Source organism: Natrinema limicola JCM 13563 (genome assembly GCF_000337475.1).
Lineage (GTDB): Archaea > Halobacteriota > Halobacteria > Halobacteriales > Natrialbaceae > Natrinema > Natrinema limicola.
Window position 1 is genome coordinate 1 of sequence record NZ_AOIT01000080.1, and the last position, 17,838, is coordinate 17,838.

Here is a 17,838-nt window from a genome sequence, read left to right on the forward strand (position 1 = left end):
TATAGAGCAATACAGTTTTTCATGCCTCAACAGGGGTAGAGGCAACATCCAATGGGCGACACGCCAGAATACTCCCAAGACTCGAGCGACCTCTCACCAGCACAGCGGCTCGAAGCACCGAACACACGGCTCATCGACGCCAGCATCGCGACGATCAACGATATGGACACGCTGCAAGCCTGCATCGCCTACGAAAACCAACACCAACAACGTGTCCCGATCCTCCGCCAACTCGAGAAGCGGGCTATCGAACTCCGCTCACAGGACGATGATGACTAATTCGACACTGCCAGTATCAGATTGCAGAACGACCGGGAGGAACCCTGCCAATTCCTTGCTCTGCACGTGGTGCCACAAAAGCCGTTAGCAGTCATCCCTGTACTTCTGTCCCTGCTCGGAAACTCGTGAGGTCGTCGATACGCTCTTCGAGTGCNCGTGGTGCCACAAAAGCCGTTAGCAGTCATCCCTGTACTTCTGTCCCTGCTCGGAAACTCGTGAGGTCGTCGATACGCTCTTCGAGTGCCTCGATCTCCTGTCGCAGTTCCTTAGCCTCTGCCTCCTCGCTGGCAGCAAGTCGGTCCTTCAAGCCCTGGAGGCGCGACTCCTTGACGTCGTCGTCAACCTCCGCCTTTCGAACGTACTCGCTCTCATCGATCTCGTAGACATCGGACTCGGTGAGCGTCGTCACGTCGAGTGCTTCGTCGACCTTCTGGCGATCAACACTCATGACGCGCTCACGGTCGATCCCTTCCGCCTCGAGCATCGAGAGGACTTTCTCGTCGTCTTTGAGCGAGCGGTTGCGACGACTCGTACGCTGGACCGAGCCGTACTGGCCCGCAACAGGACGGTCGTGATGGAGCCGGGAGAGAAGTACGTCAGCGACCTCCTGGCGAAAGTCGTTGGCGTCACGCTGGACATCCGACAGCAGCGTATAGAGATTGACGAGCGTGGCCGTCTCCAACTCAGGCAGGTCAGTTACGTCGTGGCGCTCGAGTGCATCGATTAGGAGTAGACCATCCGAGTAGATATCCAGGCCGTCTGGTTCAGTGCGGTCGTCATCGGTGTCTGGTTCGTGTGCTGTGTCGGCTAGCTGGGTCGTCGTCGGCCCGTCTGTCTCGGCGATCACACCCGCGTCCTCGTCGATCTCGAACCGGGGATGGACGCTCAACACCGCTGGATACGGATCAGCATCTGGCGGAAGCCGGTCGAGATCGAACCCGTCGTGCGCAGTCTGTATCTGATGATACAGCGACTCAAACTGCTCACGCTGGAGCGGACGCTTCTCGGTGGACTCGTCAAACTGGACGATAACGCGGTGTTCCTGGATATCTGTGATATGGATGTGGGAGTGCGACAACGGTGTGATCAGTGTCGCGTCCGCCGGCAGCTCATCCAGATGCTCGAGAAGCGTGTGCCAACTGACGCTGAATGGCATACGGGGGAGTTACGCGCCGTCCCGACTAAACCTTGTTCTTGACGGGTATCAGAGAACTCTCCCACTGGTTTGATCCACCGACTGTTGCGGTGAATTGACCGGTAAGTAGCTGTGCGAACTGACCTTGAGCCACCTATCAATTGTAGATGGTATCCATATCATCTTGCAGGGAATAAGGCGCATGTCTTCCAGACCAAAGGTACTTACACCCATAATGATATAAATTCTACATGAAAGAGACACAGAACAACCTGCAGATCACAGATTACCACATCCATGACCTTCACAGCAACTCCATCTGACCCTGAACTGTCCGATGAACGCTCTATCGGTGGCATCCTTGTCCACCTGCTTGGACTGTTTACTGGATTTCTCGGTCCCCTAATCCTGTACGCTGTTTCAGATAACGAGTTCACACGGACGAACGCCCGTCACACCATCAATTGGCACGTTACCGTGTCCGTACTCATGATTGTCGCCCTTGTGATGTTCTTTCTCGGCGCCGATGAGATCACTGTCCTAGGAGAAACAACTGAGGTTTCTTTGCTCCCAGCCCCTCTCGATATCGTGTTTGGGCTCGTCGGATTCCTCCTGATAATCGTCCTAGTGATTGCAATATTTCTTACATTGGTGTACACCATCGTCGCAACGGTAAAAGCGATATCTGGATCGACTTGGACGTATCCTGGAGCGATCGCTTTCGTCGAGCGATATAGGTAGGATATTCATGTTATCTCAAGAAGGGAAGCTGGTTGAACATGGCCGAGATTGAACTGGACGTGCTCAAACTGCAGATGATGGATCTATGAAGCCACCATCGAACGATTCATCTGCCGTGTTTCTGGTGACAGTCGCGGCGAACGTCATCCCGCTGGTCGGCGTGTTCCACCTCGGGTGGAGCGCACAGACGTTCACGGTCGTCTACGCGATGGAATTGGTCGTCGCTGTCCCGTTCGCCGGGTTGAAGGCATTATTCGCGCGCCGCCCGCCGAACTACGACGATCTGGAGCGCCCACAGGAGGATAACCCGCTCAAGTCCGACGAGTTAGGCGGGGTCTCCGTCGGACCGAGCGACCTCAACCGCCGGCGTGGGAGCGTCACGGCCGTCGACTCGCTCCCACCGATCTGCCCCCGGAACTTCCCGTTCGTCTTGCAAGCGTTCGGGGCTGGCGTGGCGCTCCTTGGGATATACCTCGCCGTACTGAGCCGTTTCATCGACGTGCCGGCGACGCTCGCCGATCCGATGGTGGCGGCGAGCGCCGTCTCCCTGATTGTCTCTCAAGTCGGCGTCATCAACCGCGAGTACTTCCGCAAGCGGCGCTACGAGACGAGTACCCCTCGGGACGTGATCAGAAGCGCGAAGAACGAGGCCGGGGTAGCCGTGGTGCTACTCTGGTTCGCGGCCGCCGGTGGTCCGACCGGCGCGCTGGTTGCGTTCGTCACGGTGAAGCTATTCGCGGAGTGGGGGGACTACCGCGCCGGGCAGTCGTCCACCACCGACAAGGGGGTGGGGACGCTCCCGCCTGTGGCGGCTCCGGATGCGTCGCCGACGGCTGAGGTCCGTCCGGACCGGCGCGCCGTCCGCGGCGCCGCGTTCTGGCGGGGCGCGAAGTCCGCAATCGGTAGCGGCCCGGTGTACCTCTTCGCGTGGGTTGGGCTCACCAGCGGATCGACAGGGCTGGTCGCTGCCACGGTGATCTGTTTCGGCCTCCTGCCGGCCGGCATCGGTGGGCTGAAGACCGTCGAGTACGCCCTCACTCACGGTACACTGGTGTACCAGTGTCGCGACGACACGGTGGTCGCGTACGACGACCTCACCGAGGCGGTTCAGTGGACGATCCCCGTTGACGACCTCCGGGACGCCGAACTGTGTGAGGGAGAGTTCGTCGACCGCGCCTGTGATACTCGGACGTTCTCGCTCACTCCCTCTGTGGGGGAGTACGACCTCAGCGTCGCGCACCTCCGGGAGTATGACCGGGCCGCCGAGGCGTTCGAACTCCCCGTCGAGACGACGGCGTTCGGCCCGCTTGACCGACGTGTGGCCGGGGTGGCGGCCGTGGTCGGAGCCTGTGGCGTCGCCGCCGTGGCGGGCCTCGCCTATTACGCTCCCTCCGTCGGGGCGGCCGCCGCCGGGTTCGGCGGCCCGTTCGGCGTCGTCGTCCTCAGATCGGCGTGGCAGTGGGCGCTCCCGGCCGCCTGAGCCGACGTCGACGGCGGGCGGAGCGGGCGCGTCGCAGCCGGTCACCGCGACGCGTCCGCCCATGTATCGGGATCAGAACTCCGACAGCTCTGGGGCGGACGAGCCCTGACTCGAGAAGGGGACGTCGCTGACGATGGCGACTTTGAACTCGAATCCTGGGTTGATCGTCAGGATGTCGGTCCAGAAAATGTTGTCCTCCATGCAGACCTCGAGCGAGGACTCATCGGCTGAGCCGACTCTATTGGAATCCTCAGCAAGTGATATATTCTGACTGGGTTGTGGTCAATGCAGATGCTGTACTTGTCGATTCGGGAGACCTCAATATGGACTGTGTGAACAGTTTGATGACTCACTCTACGGAGAGAACGTCTCGAGCAGGGCGAGTCCAACACCATGGGCGAACCCGTAGACGTATCCCATCTGGTACGGAGAGTCGACGGAGCCGTACTTAGACGCCAGATTACCCTGTCCGCAGGAGTTGTTTGTGCGCCGGTGATGGGTGCCGGCGCACCCGCGCCGGAGAGGAGAGATCGATGTCAACCCGTAGTCAACTCCGATTTGTCCACCGAAACGAGTCTGCAGCAGAACAGGACTCAACCAATCGCATCGCACAGGTCTACCGGCATTCCGACGGTTATCCGGAAAGCGTTCTCCAAGACCTTACTCGACTCAAGCAGTTGCTTGATGAGACACGAACGGAACGTGGACCCAGCTACGCCGCTGCGCAGTTCATCTTCCTCGAGACGCTCTCGAGTATGGGCCTCTACGTGGACGAGGGACGTGAGCGACACATTCGCGCAGACCAGCCGGATGATTTGCTGGACCCGTCGAACATGGCACATCTCGAGCAACCGTTATTCCTGCTCGGCCACGGCGTTGAGAATCCTGCCACTGGCATTCACGGTGACGAAGAGTATCTCTACATCGTCGAACTGCCAACGCGAAATCCATTTGACGAACCGGCCGAGTGGACCGTCAAGGTGAGCGACCATGCCGGCTTTCCTCGGTGGGACGGGCCGACAGACAGCGCGTTCGAGCAAGCCTCATGGCAGTTTCATGGACCGCTGGAAACTGCTCTCGAGAAACTGTAGGCCGAATTTGCGGAACGATTGTTGGCTCAGCTCACGCCACTGACAACGAGGAGCCCGATGATTAACGACTCTCCAACTGCTCGAGTCTGGAGTCTTTTGTGAGCCCCACTGAGGGGTGGAGGTCTTCTCGAGTTCAGTTCGAGTCGGTTCGATTCGACTCGACTCGAGAAGCAGTGATCAAACATGGCTACGAGCAGCAGCTCCCGGGAAACGTTCGACGATTCGGACACCCGGCACGACGAGATGCACAGTACGATCGAGGCGTGGGTCCAGGACCTCGTCGACGAGGTCGATGACGCCGTCTCGAGCGAGCAGTTCAAAGAGTGGTTGGACGTCCAGAGTCGCTTCCACGACTACTCCCACCGAAACACGCTGTTGATCAAGCTCCAGTGTCCGCATGCAACGCGCGTTGCCGGCTACCGAACGTGGCAAAATGAGTTTGACCGACACGTCAAAGAAGGGGAGACAGCGATCTGGATCTGGGCACCCATCATCGCAAAGCAGTGTCCCGACTGCGGAAACTCGCCGTCGTACCACGAGCGCAGTGACTGTGAGTACAACGAGACACCGCCGGACAGTTGGGAAAAGGGACTCGTAGGCTTTCGGCCAGCACCCGTCTTCGATATTTCACAGACTGATGGTGAGCCATTGCCCGACCTCGAGACCGAAGCCAGGGGACAAGCTGACGAGTTGGTCCCCGCACTCCTCGAGGCAGCAGATCCCCTCGAGGTGGACGTAGAGGTCGTGCCACCCCAGGACTGGTCGCATGGGAGTGCCAAGGGAATCTGTGAGTACTGCCCTCAAGAGCAGCCACGCGTCGCCGTCCGTGATCGTGAGAACGAGGCTGACCTCGCCGTCACACTCGTTCACGAGTACGCCCACGCGCTGTTACACAGTGGCGTCGACGACGAGGCTGAGCGATCGAAACGTGAACTCGAGGCCGAAGCGGTCGGTTACATCGTTGGACGGCACTTCGAGTTGGATACCAGTGGGTCAGCGTTCTACCTCGCCGCGTGGCACGGTGACGAGCCCAAAACGATCCTCGACCGGCTTGAGCGGATCAGTTCGACCGCTCAGGAGGTCATCGACATCGTCAGTGAGGTGGTCGACGATGAGTGATCGACCGCTTCTGCTCGAGATCATCACTGCACTTGAGGAACAGGGCCTCGATCGAGACGAGTACCAACTCCAGCGAGAGATCGACGCCGAAGCCCTCGAGCGGCTTGTAGACTCGACGGGCCCACAGACAGGTACTGATCTCGAGATTCGATACTCGATTGGTGAGTTCTGTGTGGTAGTGACACCATCTGATGAGGTCACGGTCAAGGTTTCGTAGAACGGGATGCCAAAACAAGGCCGTCATAGATTATCTGATCTGTTGAGCTGGTAATCGCAATAAATGATAAGTACAGACGACTCATCTATCGTAGGATTTACGTAAAACAAGCGCTGCTTCTAGGTGAATGTCCCTCCAAAAGGCGATCCTCATCGAGGTGTTTGCGGTACTCCTGACCGTACACCGAGGAATTGCGATGCTTTCTCCTGATATGTATGCCTCACCCGGTTCACTCCATTTCGGACTCCTCATCGGTCTTCTCGGCCTCATATACGGTCTCGCGGGAGAAGCAATTGGGAATTCGCCCCAAAGCGAGTAATTCGTAGCTCTCATTGACCGGGTGTTTCAGGTAAGGATCTATCTGAAGAAGAGGATTTAAACAGAGCCGCGATTTTTATTGCTGGTGATGAGAGGAAAGGATATGGACGATGCCGCCCTCCTTCGTCAGACAATCCGACGATGTACGGCAATCCTCGTTGCGACCATCACAATTACCGGTGTGAGCCTCCAGCGGGCATCAGAGGCAGGTCTGCTGCTCGTCATATCCACGGGTACAATTGTATATCTCGTCAATGAGTTCTTCATAGTGGCTCCTACTGTCGATGATTCTGATGATCGCTTGGAAGGAGAGTGACTAATTCGCAGATCCATTTGTCGGCCGCTTCATCGAGAAGTAGAGGTAATTAACCTCATGAGAAGTGGTCTGTGACACACTCTATCAAAACTACTAGCTATGTGATGACTTCACTGAACGGGAAGATTTAGGACTCAGTGCTTCGTTCTGATCGACATGTCTCTCCTCTTCGAGAGTGCGATCGGCAAGTTCGACCTCTCGAGTGCTGCCCTCCATTCACCGGCAGACGAGACGTTCGAACCGGTGCGTGATGACCCCATTCCAATCGATGGGATCGTTGAATATGCGAGCTACCACGACCAACTCGCACATCCCGAGAAAGACGACTGGATTGTGGTTCCACTCCATGCGCGCAATAGCGCAGCACTCTCGGGCGAATATCTCGCCTTCACAGAACACGCACTCCATGGCGATGTTTTCATCTACGATGATGGCGGCGACTATGCTTCGGTCGATCAAGACACGTTTGCCGTCTCATCGCTAGCCAACCGGGTACGCTTCTGGCACTCCGATTACGCGCCTGACGATCCGCCGTCGTACTTCGACTCTCCCATTGCAGAGCGGGAACCACCGCGAAATCCGCTTTCTGACGACAACGACACGGACACCTTCTTTGACGAACTCGAGTCATTTGTCCAAGCGGAGATGGATGCCCAACGTGATGAAAACCGAGCGAAAGCAGCCGCGTCGACGCCCGAGGCACTCCGTGCCGAGGGGTTCGGTGCGATTCCATCGCTTGCATCCCTTGGTCAACCAGAAGATGGTGTCTACCGATTCAGAATCGATGACGGGCAAGTAGATCGGCAGCATGACACGTATCGAGTCGTCCAGAGCGAATTCCGGATCTTCGAAGGAAACGAAGTGCTCCTCCACCCACCAAGTAAAGAACACTCACCAGACGCGTTCCCGATTCCAGCGACAGTCGATGCGATCGAGGGACTAACCGTTAGTCTCGCTATCGACTGGTATACGATCAAGAACCGGTCGACTGTCGGTGCGTTCCTCCGCCAGAAGCGACGGGATTTTGCACTCACCCAACTGTTGAATCCCGTTCCGTACGAGCGCGAACTTGCTGCGATTGCGCGCGTTCGCGACCGTGATGATCAACGCGCGCTCTTGACAGGCGACACAGCAGTCACCTTCGGGGACACGGCTGGTGTCAAGAGTAGTCAGCAAGACGTCGAGCTGAATCAAGAACAGGAGCTTGCAGTGTCCTGTGCCCTCCTTGCTGATCCCCTCTTCTGCATTCATGGACCACCAGGCACAGGCAAGACGCGAACGCTCGTCGAAGTCGTCAGGCGGTCAGTCGAGGCTGGGGACGACGTCCTCGTCTGTGCCGATTCGAACCAAGCAGTCGACAATCTCGTTGCTGGCTCGAGTACAGCGACTGAGACCGACGACCGATCACTGCACGCCCATGCACAACACGGTGCCGGCGAGTTCGTACTCCGACGCGTGAACGCCAGCAGATCATCAAATGAAGTCGTTAGCACCCAGTATGCTACCTGCGACGGACTAGCCGATGTTGTCGCAGCGACGAACAGCAGCGCAGCGACCCTCGAGCGAGAGTTCGATGTGCTCGTCCTCGACGAGGCGACACAGGCGACATGCACCGCCTCGTGTATTCCGCTTGCGCGAGCGGACAAAGTGATCCTCGCAGGCGATCACAAGCAATTGCCGCCATTCAGTGCAACCGAGGAGCCGCCGGAGTCTGCAGCCGGTCTCTCCCTGTTCGAACACCTCTACGCTGACGGCGGTATTTACGAGGGAGTCGGTATCCAGCTCCGAACGCAGTACCGGATGCATCGTGATATCGCCTGGTTTCCGAACAGCCGCTTCTACGACCGGGCCCTGCGGCAAGGGCGTGACGTTACCGCACTCGAGGACCGTTCGGCATTCGTCAGCTATGATATCGGTGGGAGCGAAGAGACGATCGATCACTCCAAGCGCAACGACGCAGAGGTGCGACTCGTTGCCCATATCGCCGGTGAACTACTCGCCGATGCAGATCTCAGCTCATCCGAAGTCGGCGTCATTACGCCATACACGGCCCAGGCTAACGCTATTCGAAAGAAGTTAGCGAGACATATTGATTCTGGAAGGGACATCTCGGTCGACACGATCGACTCCTTCCAAGGAAGCGAAAAGGTCGCAATCGTAATTTCGCTAGTTCGAAGTAACGCAGCGGGCGAGACAGGCTTCCTCGGGCGACCCATTGACGGTCCTCGGCGATTGAACGTCGCGATGACTCGTGCCCAACGGTTCTGTGCGATCGTCGGAGACTGGTACACGTTACGCTCATCCGCAGACGGCACTGACGAAGACGCTGGCCTGTACGACGATCTCTACTCATTCCTCGAGAACACCGGGAGACTACGTCAAGTCGAACCAGAGTTCATTCCTGTTCCCAAGTGACCGCACGGTTCGGTTTCTGTGGTGCCACATGGGTGGACACCATGACAGATCATCCGACGTTATCGGAGTTCACCACGAACGAGACAACCGACTCAAGGCCGGTCAGTCAGCCATCGACTGACGAGACCGTGACGATGACCGCTGACGAGCGGGTCGCAACGTACCTCATCGAAGACCAAATGGCGGATCTCACAGACGCGATTCGCGAAGCTGTCCAAAACGGCATTGACAGTCCTGGGTCATCCCGTGTGCTGGTCAGCATCTCACCCGAGCGGTCGATCATCTTCGATGACGGTGCTGGTGTCGATCTCGAGTCGACCGAAGGGCGGCGCAACCTCTCAGTACTCGGCGCGGGAAGCAAGCAACGATCGGACGACGAGACAATCGGCGAGTGGGGAATCGGCAAGGGTGCGATCATCGCGAAAGGTGCCGTTCGAATCTGGAGCCACGACACCGCACTGTGTTTCGATTATCGCAATCGACGCAACTCTGGGCCGTGGGCAGATGTCAACGGGCGCGATGGCCAACTCGTGGATGCTGAGCATCATCTCGAGGGGATGCTCGTCGAGATCGATCACTACGAAGACGAAGTGCCGGACCCGGACAGCTACCGCTGGCGACGCTACGTTCGCGATCTTCGCAAGCGCTTCGCATACGTTCAATCCCGGACAGGCGTCTCGGTCGTGATCAACGGCGAGCCAGTCGACAACGGCGATCCACTCGAGGTAGTGGCGGACTCTCCACATCCGTCGCTCACTCGTGAAACCGACGATGCGATCCTCGCACTCGAATACACGCCTCACGAGGGACTCGATATCTACAGTAACGGGTTGTACGTGACGACGAAACGGGAGTACGGAGTCGGCGGAGTCGTCGTCTCGAAGGGGAACTTGACGCTGAACTTTGCCCGTAACGATATCCAATCAGGCTGTGATCGCTGGCAACGGATCGACGACGCACTCGAGCAGACACGTGACGATCTATATGCTGAGGTCTCGGACGATCGGCTGACCGCCGAGAGTCGGGAAGTAATGATCGAAGCGATGGCGTCCGAGTCATCGGACGAGCAGTGGGCCGAGCGCAAGCTATTCGAGCTGGCAACCGAGTCCCGAATCAGCCTCGAGGAGATCCAGGCGGCCCCGAAAATCGGGTGGGTCGACAGTGCCCAGAAAGGCGCAGACAAACTCGTCGAGCGTGGCTACGTCGTCCTCGATACGAGTGATGCAGCGACGCAGCGACTTCGTGATCTCGCCACTGACGAGGACACATCGATAACGATGCCAAAGACGTTTGATGTTGGCGAGCAAGCCGAGTCAGAAGGAGTCTGGACGGGCTATCATCGCATCGAGGATGAATCGCAGTTGAACGCTGATCAGCGGCGCTATCTCCGCTTCGCTCGAGTGCTCACAAGCGAACTTGGGATTGAGCGGGACGTGTACTACGGCGAGGCGAGTGCCGACGCCTGGACCGACGGCAGGACGTACATCGTGATCAGCGACTCCTCTGTGACGAGCCGACAGCGTGCAGTCTGGATGCACGATCTGTATCTCGTAGTGTTACACGAAGCGGCTCACGAGACCTCGAGTCGTGATCGACCTTCGCACGGGCATCACTTCGAGAGTACGTTTCGGTCGCTCGTGGAGGATCCGGATAATCGACGTTCGTTCGCTGAACTCGTCCAGCAGATCGTCGACGAGGGATTCGAGTCCGTGTTCGACGAGTATGAGGTGTATCTCCAGCAGATCGAAGGTGTCGCCTCTGGTCAATTTCGGTAATGGAGCGGTGAGGTGGGAGACCGACTCAAGGAAAGTGCAGTGGCCCAATATCGACATAGTGCGTTGATTTATCGATGGATAGCTTTTCGAAGAGTCGTTAACACTGTTCTTCTGGGGATGTGACCCGAAGTTCGTCCTCGACTTCGTAGAAGTAGCTTCGTTCAAGCAGCCGAGTAAGTGCATGCTCGACGTCCCGTTGCTTGAGTGCCAACTCTGCATCGGATCTCAGTACGTTTCGATCACCAACTATGACGTGGAGACAATTCAGGAAGCACCGTGATCACGGTGTGAGAAGACTTCTATGACATTCTCATCAAATCTACGATCTTGCGCGCTCTGAATACCGCTGTTGAAGACGCTCTAAAATCTGATCTTCTGGTATGCCAAGATCCGACAGAAGTATAGTTTCAAGGATGGCTGTTAGCCGTAGAATAAGGGGATGGAGTTCATCTGCATCTGCACGAGGTGTGATGCCATCATCATAATGTGTTAGATAATTCCGAGTGTTCACGATCTTATTTACACTTGACTCTATATCTAGAGGTAGTTCATTGAAAATACTTTCATGCTCTGAAACCAGCTCAGATAGTCTCTTTCGGAGTGAGTACTCATTTGCATATTTGAATGTTCCTCTCTCTAAGTGTGCCTGGAAACTTTCATCAAATCGATCTGGAATCATATCACAGAGATCCTCATAAAACTCCTCAAATTCGTCGTCGGAAATATATTGCCCACCAATTTCTCTTCTGTGATAAGTTTCTATCGCTTGAGTAAGAGAAAGAAGTTGGTTTTGAAGATACATCTCCGAGTTATATTGAACACTGAAATAGAGATTATATACGGGTTCTAATTCCTCATAATCCGAAAACCAATTGTTCATGACTTCAGTGAAATTATCGACAATATCTGCAAGGACAAAGTTCGCTTTTAATGGATGTAGGCTATCTGGCAGTTTAAGATCCCCACTGGTTGAAAAAAGAACCTCCACATCGTTATAACCGGGCTGGTCGTCCCGTTCTATACGGCCAACTAACGTAGATGGTTGAACCTCTTTGCCGGTTGCCAAGGTAATGAAATCCTGCAACGTTCTGGAATAGTCCACTCCCTCATCGTAAGATAGGTCACCTGAAGTAGGTATAATGTCAAAATAGACTTCTTCATCTATTGAGGCACCGCCTACTTTTCCCATATTGAAATCTGCATTAAATATTAGCTTAAGTTCTGCATTATCTAGATCTGCTGTAATTGATTTTGGAAACTCATAAGTGATTTCGAACGTATCTCCAGCAGACACTTCACCTCCTTCAAAGACCGATCCGGAATAGTTGATTCCAGTAATCCCCGTCCATTTTGTAAGAAGTGGAAATTGGGCACGGAATCTGTCAAAATGTATGTCATCTGTGAAGTGTCCTCCAGAGAGAAGAGAGATAGCTTGATATTCGGAGTTCGTTGAACTCACTCCCTGCGAAGAAGACATAGAGTAGTTTCCTCGAATGCAGTTCTCCAAGGTTATCTTCTCCCCAGATGTAGTAATTCCGTGAATAAAATCCGGTCTAAAAACATTGCCACTACCCATATATTCAGAATCTTCGTTTAAGATAGAGAACAGCTCTAACGAAACACCGTCAGAGGGTGAAAATGACGCTATTCCGCCGACTTTTTTGTCAGGGTTGTCTGGGAGCCACCAATAGCCTTGGAACTCTTTTTCCTCAATCATGGTTTTGATCTTTATTTTGTATCATAGGTTAATCTCGTTCAAACTGTACTTGATATCTCCCTTCATCTTCATTCACATCCACTGCTGTCAAATCACTTGTGTCCCTATCCTTTAAGAGGTCTTGTATTTCTTTAGCAGTACCATTTTCTTGAGGACTAGTGACTTCCATCCCAATTAGCTTCATCACCGTGAATTTGACATCCTCATAACCCCCACTGATTAGCAATCCACATATTAAAACTAATCCGAGAAACGGAATTGCTTGCCACCATTCTGTAATAGTGACTGCCTTGTATAGAGAAACTAAAGCAACCAACAAGAATAGAAATTTAGCTATCAAATTTCCTATCTCTCTATTACGAAGACCCTTCCGCAGAGAATCCATCATCTATCTCTATATTACGGAAGATGATTTTGCTATGACTTGAATGTATGCTGTTTGATCATGTAGTATAATTTCTTCTCGAAGCTTCAGGCATCGTTATATTTTACAAGTAGAGATTGTCAAGTCTGGTGTTAAATATATCTGTTAGTTCGATCCTATCGGCTTAACGCGAGTATAGATAATTATGGCATTAGTTGTACATAGGCATATAGCGGTCTGGAGGCCTACGCCGTATGGTGTTTCTTGAAAAGCGAGTATGTGTGAGGGGTATTCTCTACATGTACCAGTTGCTCTAACCCGCTAATAGCGGCATAGCTGTGTTCCGCATAAACTTGATCAGCCGTCAATTGAACTGCAATTACATATCGATGGCGGACGCTGTGAGCTGGCTGTCCCATGTTCTACGGCGCCGTTACGAAAGGCGGAGCCGCCGCGAACTTCTTCACCTCGAACGAGGCAGAGCCGTCCGTCAACGACTACATGCTGCCTACAATCTTGACGAACCGCCTGTGTCACACCTAGCTGATCAGATAATCGAAGTTCGTTCGCTGAACTCGTCCAGCAGGTCGTCGACGAGGGGATTCGAGTCTGTATTCAAAGAATATGGAGAGGAGGTCTAGCAGGGCATAGCCATCGCTTTTGGCCAATTTCGGTAATAAAGTGACGAGATGGAGGACTAACTCGAATAGACTGCAGTGGCACGAGATCGGTATACAGGACAGCTCTTCGAAGAGGCGTTAACAATGCTTATCTGGGGATGTGATCCGAAGTTCATCCTCGACTTCGTAGAAGTAGCCCCGTTCAAGGAGCCGCGTAAGTGCGTACTCGACATCCCGTTGCTCGAGCGCTAACTCCGAATCAGCGGCCAGGATATCGGTGGCATCTTCGTAATCGACCAGCGGAACGCTGTCTTCTCCGTGGTCTGGCCGACAGGCCTGCGTACACAACCGGTCGTAGCACTCGAGAATCCACTCCGGAAGTGGTGGCCGTGGATCTGTGACGCGAGCCATTGTAGTTCTGTCTGGTTGTTTCGACAGTCATCCGCTTAACAATACCCGTTGAATACGGGTTTTGCTCGTAATCGAGTGAGATTTTATGGTTCGGCGGCTGCTGCGTCACCAGCCTCTGGGTCGAACGGGAGGTTGATGACGAGTTCGTCGACAGCTTCCGTCGAGTTTGACATCTCGCACGAAGATGGTCGATCACAAAGCCATACAGGACGGTTCCAAGCACCTCAACAGAACAGTGGATGATCACAGAGTCAATGGAGACGGTTCTGACCAACTGAGAATCGAAGCGAGGTTGATAGTAATCCTCTCAAATATCTCACTTGTCGCGTTATCCGCGCGACAGGCCAGTTAAATCATCCACGACCCTATTTATTTCAGTCCGCCCGGCGGCCACCACTCTACGCCCATCCGGGTGGCTTTTGAGGTCTGATCAAGGACGGTGAGCGGTAGCTACTTGATCTCGAGTGCGCCAGTGGCTTCACGTGGTTCGACATCGTACTCGAGGAGGCGATCAGCAGCCAGCTGCCAAGCATGCTCGGCGAGTCCGGGGGCAGCAACTTCGTAGTGGACTGAGAACTCAGTTAGTGCGACGGCAATCAGGAGGTCTGCTTGGCGATCAGTGGGCATCGCCGGCGTTGGGTGCGGCTTCTGATATAAACGTTTGAAGCATGTGAGTTTGGCAGTCGCCAGATTCAGAGTTAGCCAACCCAGTCCGTCGGTCGGACAGCGACTGCACTCTGGGAGAGTGGTTTGTGACCCTTGAAAATACAGATCACACCCATGATTGCCGCAATCGTTGACATCCAAAATTGTTTCTGGTAACGCTAGGTCAGTTCTCCATCCTGCACTACCCACGGACGTAGAATGGATCTCGAGACGAGAAGATTCCGGTGACAGCTGGCGTCTTCAGGGACACCCACAGGGAAGTCATTGGAGTAAGACCGACAACGACCGATCAAGTGGCGTACTACAGACTAACGGTACACTGCATACAACCGCTCCTGTGCTGGATATTAGATAGGCGGATAGAGTGATACCCTTCTCAGGGGTTGTGGGTAGTCGAGAGACACCCTCAACCGTCGACGTCAGGTGTCTCTGGAACCGGCCATTTCACCGAGGATATCGACATCGTCCATCAACAAGACGCGTCGTTCTGTGTACTCGAGGCCGTTCTTGCGCTGTGTCCGCTTTTTAACTGCAAGCCTGCTCTTCGAGAGATTGAGTAACGCATCGATCGTTCGGGAGACCAGCTTCTTCGCGTAGTCGTCACTGATGCCCTTCTCCTGTCGTCGAATCCAGTGTTTCATATCGCCGGCGGTGACGTACTCTCGAACGCTTGTACTCCCCTTCCGCCAGGGATTGTCTCCAACCGACGGATCGGTACGTGCCTTCCAGAGCTTTGCAGCGAGTCGTGACGGGAGCGCCGATGTCGTTGCCCGGAGCATATCCTCATCCATCTTCGCGAGCTGCTGGAGTGGCAGTAGATCCCCATACGAGAGGGAGACATCACCACCACGTTCGAGTGGGTCGTCACTCTCAGGCAATCGGAAGTAGCTCTCACCGTCGTCTTTGCGGATACGCTCGAGGCGGCCATCAATAACGTCGATCTCCCCATTATCGATGTGTTCCTCCAAGAGGTGTGCACCCTTCTCGAGTTCTCGTGCCTGGAGTTCACCGACGCGATCTTTATTGGCGTTGAGTTTCTTCTCGTGGGCGTCCAGTCGTGCTTCGATGGGTGTCTGTGATTCTTCCAGGTCCTCGAGCCGTGCTTTGAGGTTCTCGTTTTCGGTGTGAGCTTCCTCGAGTTCGGCTTCGAGATGGCCTATGCGGTCGTCCTTTCGAGAGAGTTCGGACTCGAGGGTTGTGACACGCTCGTGAAGGCGCTCGAGTTCGTCGACGAGTGTTTGGAGTGTCTGTGCATCAGGGTCGGGACAGTCTGTGTTCGCGCTCATTTGGTTCTGGATTCTGGGTTCGGTGGCATTGTCGGGCGATTCGACTCGCGCTGCTGGTCGATGTCGGGAACGCTGGTAGTGCAGTAGACTACCGACTCGAGAGCCGTCTCGAGGAATCGCAGTGGCCGTCTCCCCGAAAGACGTCTTCGTGTTCAGGAACACCGATGTCGATCTGCCGGGGTTAGTGGCTCCGTCTCGAGTGACGGAGTATGGTCTACTGCACTGGATAAGTCAACGTGATCCCGAGATTGTGTGCTGGCTCAGCTACCCACCCTCGGGTTGGAGTCGACAGTCATGGCTTGCCAGCTTGGTGAGCGAATCGAACGGACGCTCGCAGATATCGCAGTAATGTCTCTGCTCCGTGAGGAACGTCTCACGGTTCATGTGGCCGCCATCGGGCACGGCAGACTGTCTTTGATGCTCGAGTTCACTGGTGTCGTGCTCGCTGGAACGGTCCTGTACGTGAAGGTCGACTTCGGTAATCGGTTCGCGACCAGTTTCTCTCCACGTGTTATTGCGGCGTTCGTGTTCGATCCGCCAGGCTTCGCCACCGGTATCGGGGACAACCATCACCCGGCGGCGACGGCCGTTGATCGACGTGTACTCGAACACGAATTCGACGGTCGGTTCGGTGGACTGGTCACAGCCGCCGTCGGTTGCGATGCGTGGGTCGTCATCGGCATCGACGAGTAGAATTCCGTCCTCGGTCTCGAGAGTCTGGGCTCGGCTATCGTCGTCAGCGATAATTATCTCCGAGCCGTCGGTCGCTTCAACGTCGCCCGGTTCGTAGCCGGCGACGGCGCGGGCCTCCGCTCGCAGGCGCATCTCGCGAGCGCCTTCGCACTCGAGTTGTTCGGCACGCTTTGCGATAGCTTCGTGATCGTTGACGATCGTCATTGGTCGCTCACCTCGACAGCGCCGACGATCGCGTCAGCCATCGTCTTGAACAGATACTGCGCTTCGAAGCCGCCGCGTCGATCGGCGATGTAGTCGATCCAGTCGTCGATCGTCTTCTCGACGTCCTCGAGGTCGTAGCGGACGGTGCGCTCGCCGTTCTCGATAACGTGAACAGACTCGTCGGTCGTCCGGTAGACGTGGTGTGCACCCTCGTTGTCGATGCCGACAGAGATGTAATCGGCACGTGGGTTGGTAGTCTGTGCTTCCGAAACCGTTTCGTGGGTTCGCGGTTGAACACTCATTGTCCTTGTCCAGAGGACACAGGTCCGGTGTTCCAGCACCGGGCCGGGAATTCTCCCGAGCCACCCTGCGTCTCTATCCTACAGTATGCGCCATAGGCACTTAACATTCACGTTGTAAATGTAAACGTTGTTTCTGACCGCAACGTATTTTGCAATTGTCACCGTAATACGCATGTGATACGCGAATGAGCGTAACAACTATGGACCAGAGCGAATTGGACGCGCTGCACGAATCGATCCTTGACAAGCTCGCCGAAGGCCGCGCAACGCCAAGCTACCTCGCAGACCAAACTAACGAGAGCCGGCAGTTGGTCTCGTCGCGCTTGCGCGATCTTATGATGGGTGGTCACGTCAAGAAGATCCACAAGGGCTTATACGAGCTACAGAACGATCCGCGAGCTTCGACGGCTGGCGAGCGTGTGAAAGACATCACTTCGGACGGCTACTACATTGACGGCGGCGACCTCGTCGGCGAGTGTGACCGGATTAGGCTCTCGGATAACGATGGTCTGAGCTTCGATTATGAGATTATTGCGGAAGATGGTACCCTCGTCGTCCAGAAGCGTGATCACGAGGAGTAACCAGCAGCCATTGTCGGATCTTGAGGTTCGCGAACAGTCGCTCACCCAGGTCCGCGACGTACTCGTCGCGCTCCCCTAGTCGCCGATCGGATATTGATATGTTCGGTA

General features: G+C 55.2%; 20 protein-coding genes. 11 read left to right on the forward strand and 9 right to left on the reverse strand.

Translation table 11 applies throughout. From position 1 onward, the window contains the following. Positions 1-51 precede the first annotated feature (51 nt). Complete coding sequence (locus tag C476_RS16605) at positions 52-279, forward strand: hypothetical protein (protein ID WP_008015104.1); 228 nt, start codon at positions 52-54, stop codon at positions 277-279. Positions 280-460: 181 nt separating this feature from the next. Here C476_RS16605 and C476_RS16610 read toward each other — a convergent pair whose 3' ends face one another. After that, positions 461-1,435 carry a hypothetical protein gene (locus C476_RS16610; protein WP_008015105.1) on the reverse strand — a complete coding sequence of 325 codons (975 nt, stop codon included), beginning with the start codon at positions 1,433-1,435 and terminating at the stop codon, positions 461-463. 276 nt (positions 1,436-1,711) lie between these two features. Between C476_RS16610 and C476_RS16615 the strand changes: the two genes are divergently transcribed. Beyond that, a complete protein-coding gene (locus C476_RS16615) occupies positions 1,712-2,155 on the forward strand; it encodes a DUF4870 domain-containing protein (protein WP_008015107.1) in 444 nt (147 codons plus the stop codon). An 85-nt stretch (positions 2,156-2,240) separates the two neighbouring features. After that, positions 2,241-3,635, forward strand: a complete 1,395-nt coding sequence (locus C476_RS16620; protein WP_193788172.1) for a DUF6498-containing protein — start codon at positions 2,241-2,243, stop codon at positions 3,633-3,635. A gap of 72 nt (positions 3,636-3,707) precedes the next feature. Here the strand turns inward: C476_RS16620 and C476_RS19715 are convergent, their stop codons facing one another. Then, complete coding sequence (locus C476_RS19715; RefSeq protein WP_262488534.1) at positions 3,708-3,836, reverse strand: hypothetical protein; 129 nt, start codon at positions 3,834-3,836, stop codon at positions 3,708-3,710. Between the two features lie 332 nt (positions 3,837-4,168). On the opposite strand from C476_RS19715, the gene C476_RS16625 reads away from it, so the two are divergent. From C476_RS16625 to C476_RS16655, 7 genes are all read left to right on the forward strand, one after another. Then, a complete protein-coding gene (locus C476_RS16625) occupies positions 4,169-4,726 on the forward strand; it encodes a hypothetical protein (RefSeq protein ID WP_008015110.1) in 558 nt (185 codons plus the stop codon). A 183-nt stretch (positions 4,727-4,909) separates the two neighbouring features. After that, positions 4,910-5,845, forward strand: coding sequence for an ArdC-like ssDNA-binding domain-containing protein (locus C476_RS16630; RefSeq protein ID WP_008015112.1), 936 nt, complete (start codon positions 4,910-4,912; stop codon positions 5,843-5,845). After that, positions 5,838-6,062 (forward strand): HalOD1 output domain-containing protein, encoded by a 225-nt coding sequence (locus C476_RS16635; RefSeq protein ID WP_008015114.1) that lies wholly within the window; start codon positions 5,838-5,840, stop codon positions 6,060-6,062. Before C476_RS16630 ends, C476_RS16635 begins: the two co-directional genes overlap by 8 nt. 127 nt (positions 6,063-6,189) lie before the next feature. After that, positions 6,190-6,381 carry a hypothetical protein gene (locus C476_RS16640; RefSeq protein ID WP_008015116.1) on the forward strand — a complete coding sequence of 64 codons (192 nt, stop codon included), beginning with the start codon at positions 6,190-6,192 and terminating at the stop codon, positions 6,379-6,381. Between the two features lie 102 nt (positions 6,382-6,483). Further along, a complete protein-coding gene (locus C476_RS16645) occupies positions 6,484-6,696 on the forward strand; it encodes a hypothetical protein (protein WP_049912046.1) in 213 nt (70 codons plus the stop codon). A gap of 156 nt (positions 6,697-6,852) precedes the next feature. Beyond that, on the forward strand, positions 6,853-9,111 hold the full coding sequence (locus C476_RS16650; protein WP_008015121.1) for an AAA domain-containing protein: 2,259 nt from the start codon (positions 6,853-6,855) through the stop codon (positions 9,109-9,111). A 41-nt stretch (positions 9,112-9,152) separates the two neighbouring features. Beyond that, positions 9,153-10,886 carry a sensor histidine kinase gene (locus C476_RS16655; protein ID WP_008015122.1) on the forward strand — a complete coding sequence of 578 codons (1,734 nt, stop codon included), beginning with the start codon at positions 9,153-9,155 and terminating at the stop codon, positions 10,884-10,886. A 319-nt stretch (positions 10,887-11,205) separates the two neighbouring features. On the opposite strand, the gene C476_RS18555 is transcribed toward C476_RS16655, so the two are convergent. The 7 genes from C476_RS18555 to C476_RS16680 form a co-directional block, all read right to left on the reverse strand. Then, positions 11,206-12,603 carry an ApeA N-terminal domain 1-containing protein gene (locus C476_RS18555; protein ID WP_152418247.1) on the reverse strand — a complete coding sequence of 466 codons (1,398 nt, stop codon included), beginning with the start codon at positions 12,601-12,603 and terminating at the stop codon, positions 11,206-11,208. A gap of 28 nt (positions 12,604-12,631) precedes the next feature. Next, positions 12,632-12,991 carry a hypothetical protein gene (locus C476_RS18560; RefSeq protein ID WP_152418248.1) on the reverse strand — a complete coding sequence of 120 codons (360 nt, stop codon included), beginning with the start codon at positions 12,989-12,991 and terminating at the stop codon, positions 12,632-12,634. Positions 12,992-13,725: 734 nt separating this feature from the next. Further along, the gene (locus C476_RS16665) at positions 13,726-13,998 is read right to left on the reverse strand and encodes a hypothetical protein (protein ID WP_008015126.1); all 273 of its coding nucleotides are present in this window, start codon (positions 13,996-13,998) and stop codon (positions 13,726-13,728) included. Positions 13,999-14,448: 450 nt separating this feature from the next. After that, positions 14,449-14,625 carry a hypothetical protein gene (locus tag C476_RS19065; protein ID WP_008015128.1) on the reverse strand — a complete coding sequence of 59 codons (177 nt, stop codon included), beginning with the start codon at positions 14,623-14,625 and terminating at the stop codon, positions 14,449-14,451. 458 nt (positions 14,626-15,083) lie between these two features. Next, a complete protein-coding gene (locus C476_RS16670) occupies positions 15,084-15,950 on the reverse strand; it encodes a hypothetical protein (RefSeq protein ID WP_008015130.1) in 867 nt (288 codons plus the stop codon). A gap of 264 nt (positions 15,951-16,214) precedes the next feature. Continuing rightward, complete coding sequence (locus C476_RS16675; protein WP_008015131.1) at positions 16,215-16,847, reverse strand: hypothetical protein; 633 nt, start codon at positions 16,845-16,847, stop codon at positions 16,215-16,217. After that, complete coding sequence (locus tag C476_RS16680; RefSeq protein WP_008015132.1) at positions 16,844-17,149, reverse strand: hypothetical protein; 306 nt, start codon at positions 17,147-17,149, stop codon at positions 16,844-16,846. Before C476_RS16680 ends, C476_RS16675 begins: the two co-directional genes overlap by 4 nt. 200 nt (positions 17,150-17,349) lie before the next feature. Here C476_RS16680 and C476_RS19185 point away from each other — a divergent pair, with 200 nt between their 5' ends. Continuing rightward, positions 17,350-17,730, forward strand: a complete 381-nt coding sequence (locus C476_RS19185; RefSeq protein ID WP_008015133.1) for a helix-turn-helix domain-containing protein — start codon at positions 17,350-17,352, stop codon at positions 17,728-17,730. The last annotated feature ends 108 nt before the right edge of the window (positions 17,731-17,838 follow it).

Coding starts and splice junctions, on each gene's coding strand:
- C476_RS16620 (WP_193788172.1), top strand. CDS start 2,241: ATGAAGCCACCATCGAACGATTCATCTGCCGTGTTTCTGGTGACAGTC.
- C476_RS16650 (WP_008015121.1), top strand. CDS start 6,853: ATGTCTCTCCTCTTCGAGAGTGCGATCGGCAAGTTCGACCTCTCGAGT.
- C476_RS16615 (WP_008015107.1), top strand. CDS start 1,712: ATGACCTTCACAGCAACTCCATCTGACCCTGAACTGTCCGATGAACGC.
- C476_RS16670 (WP_008015130.1), bottom strand. CDS start 15,950: ATGAGCGCGAACACAGACTGTCCCGACCCTGATGCACAGACACTCCAA.
- C476_RS19715 (WP_262488534.1), bottom strand. CDS start 3,836: ATGGAGGACAACATTTTCTGGACCGACATCCTGACGATCAACCCAGGA.
- C476_RS16675 (WP_008015131.1), bottom strand. CDS start 16,847: ATGACGATCGTCAACGATCACGAAGCTATCGCAAAGCGTGCCGAACAA.
- C476_RS18555 (WP_152418247.1), bottom strand. CDS start 12,603: ATGATTGAGGAAAAAGAGTTCCAAGGCTATTGGTGGCTCCCAGACAAC.
- C476_RS16645 (WP_049912046.1), top strand. CDS start 6,484: ATGGACGATGCCGCCCTCCTTCGTCAGACAATCCGACGATGTACGGCA.
- C476_RS16665 (WP_008015126.1), bottom strand. CDS start 13,998: ATGGCTCGCGTCACAGATCCACGGCCACCACTTCCGGAGTGGATTCTC.
- C476_RS19065 (WP_008015128.1), bottom strand. CDS start 14,625: ATGCCCACTGATCGCCAAGCAGACCTCCTGATTGCCGTCGCACTAACT.
- C476_RS16605 (WP_008015104.1), top strand. CDS start 52: ATGGGCGACACGCCAGAATACTCCCAAGACTCGAGCGACCTCTCACCA.
- C476_RS16625 (WP_008015110.1), top strand. CDS start 4,169: ATGTCAACCCGTAGTCAACTCCGATTTGTCCACCGAAACGAGTCTGCA.
- C476_RS16635 (WP_008015114.1), top strand. CDS start 5,838: ATGAGTGATCGACCGCTTCTGCTCGAGATCATCACTGCACTTGAGGAA.
- C476_RS16640 (WP_008015116.1), top strand. CDS start 6,190: ATGTCCCTCCAAAAGGCGATCCTCATCGAGGTGTTTGCGGTACTCCTG.
- C476_RS16655 (WP_008015122.1), top strand. CDS start 9,153: ATGACAGATCATCCGACGTTATCGGAGTTCACCACGAACGAGACAACC.
- C476_RS16680 (WP_008015132.1), bottom strand. CDS start 17,149: ATGAGTGTTCAACCGCGAACCCACGAAACGGTTTCGGAAGCACAGACT.
- C476_RS16610 (WP_008015105.1), bottom strand. CDS start 1,435: ATGCCATTCAGCGTCAGTTGGCACACGCTTCTCGAGCATCTGGATGAG.
- C476_RS18560 (WP_152418248.1), bottom strand. CDS start 12,991: ATGATGGATTCTCTGCGGAAGGGTCTTCGTAATAGAGAGATAGGAAAT.
- C476_RS19185 (WP_008015133.1), top strand. CDS start 17,350: ATGGACCAGAGCGAATTGGACGCGCTGCACGAATCGATCCTTGACAAG.
- C476_RS16630 (WP_008015112.1), top strand. CDS start 4,910: ATGGCTACGAGCAGCAGCTCCCGGGAAACGTTCGACGATTCGGACACC.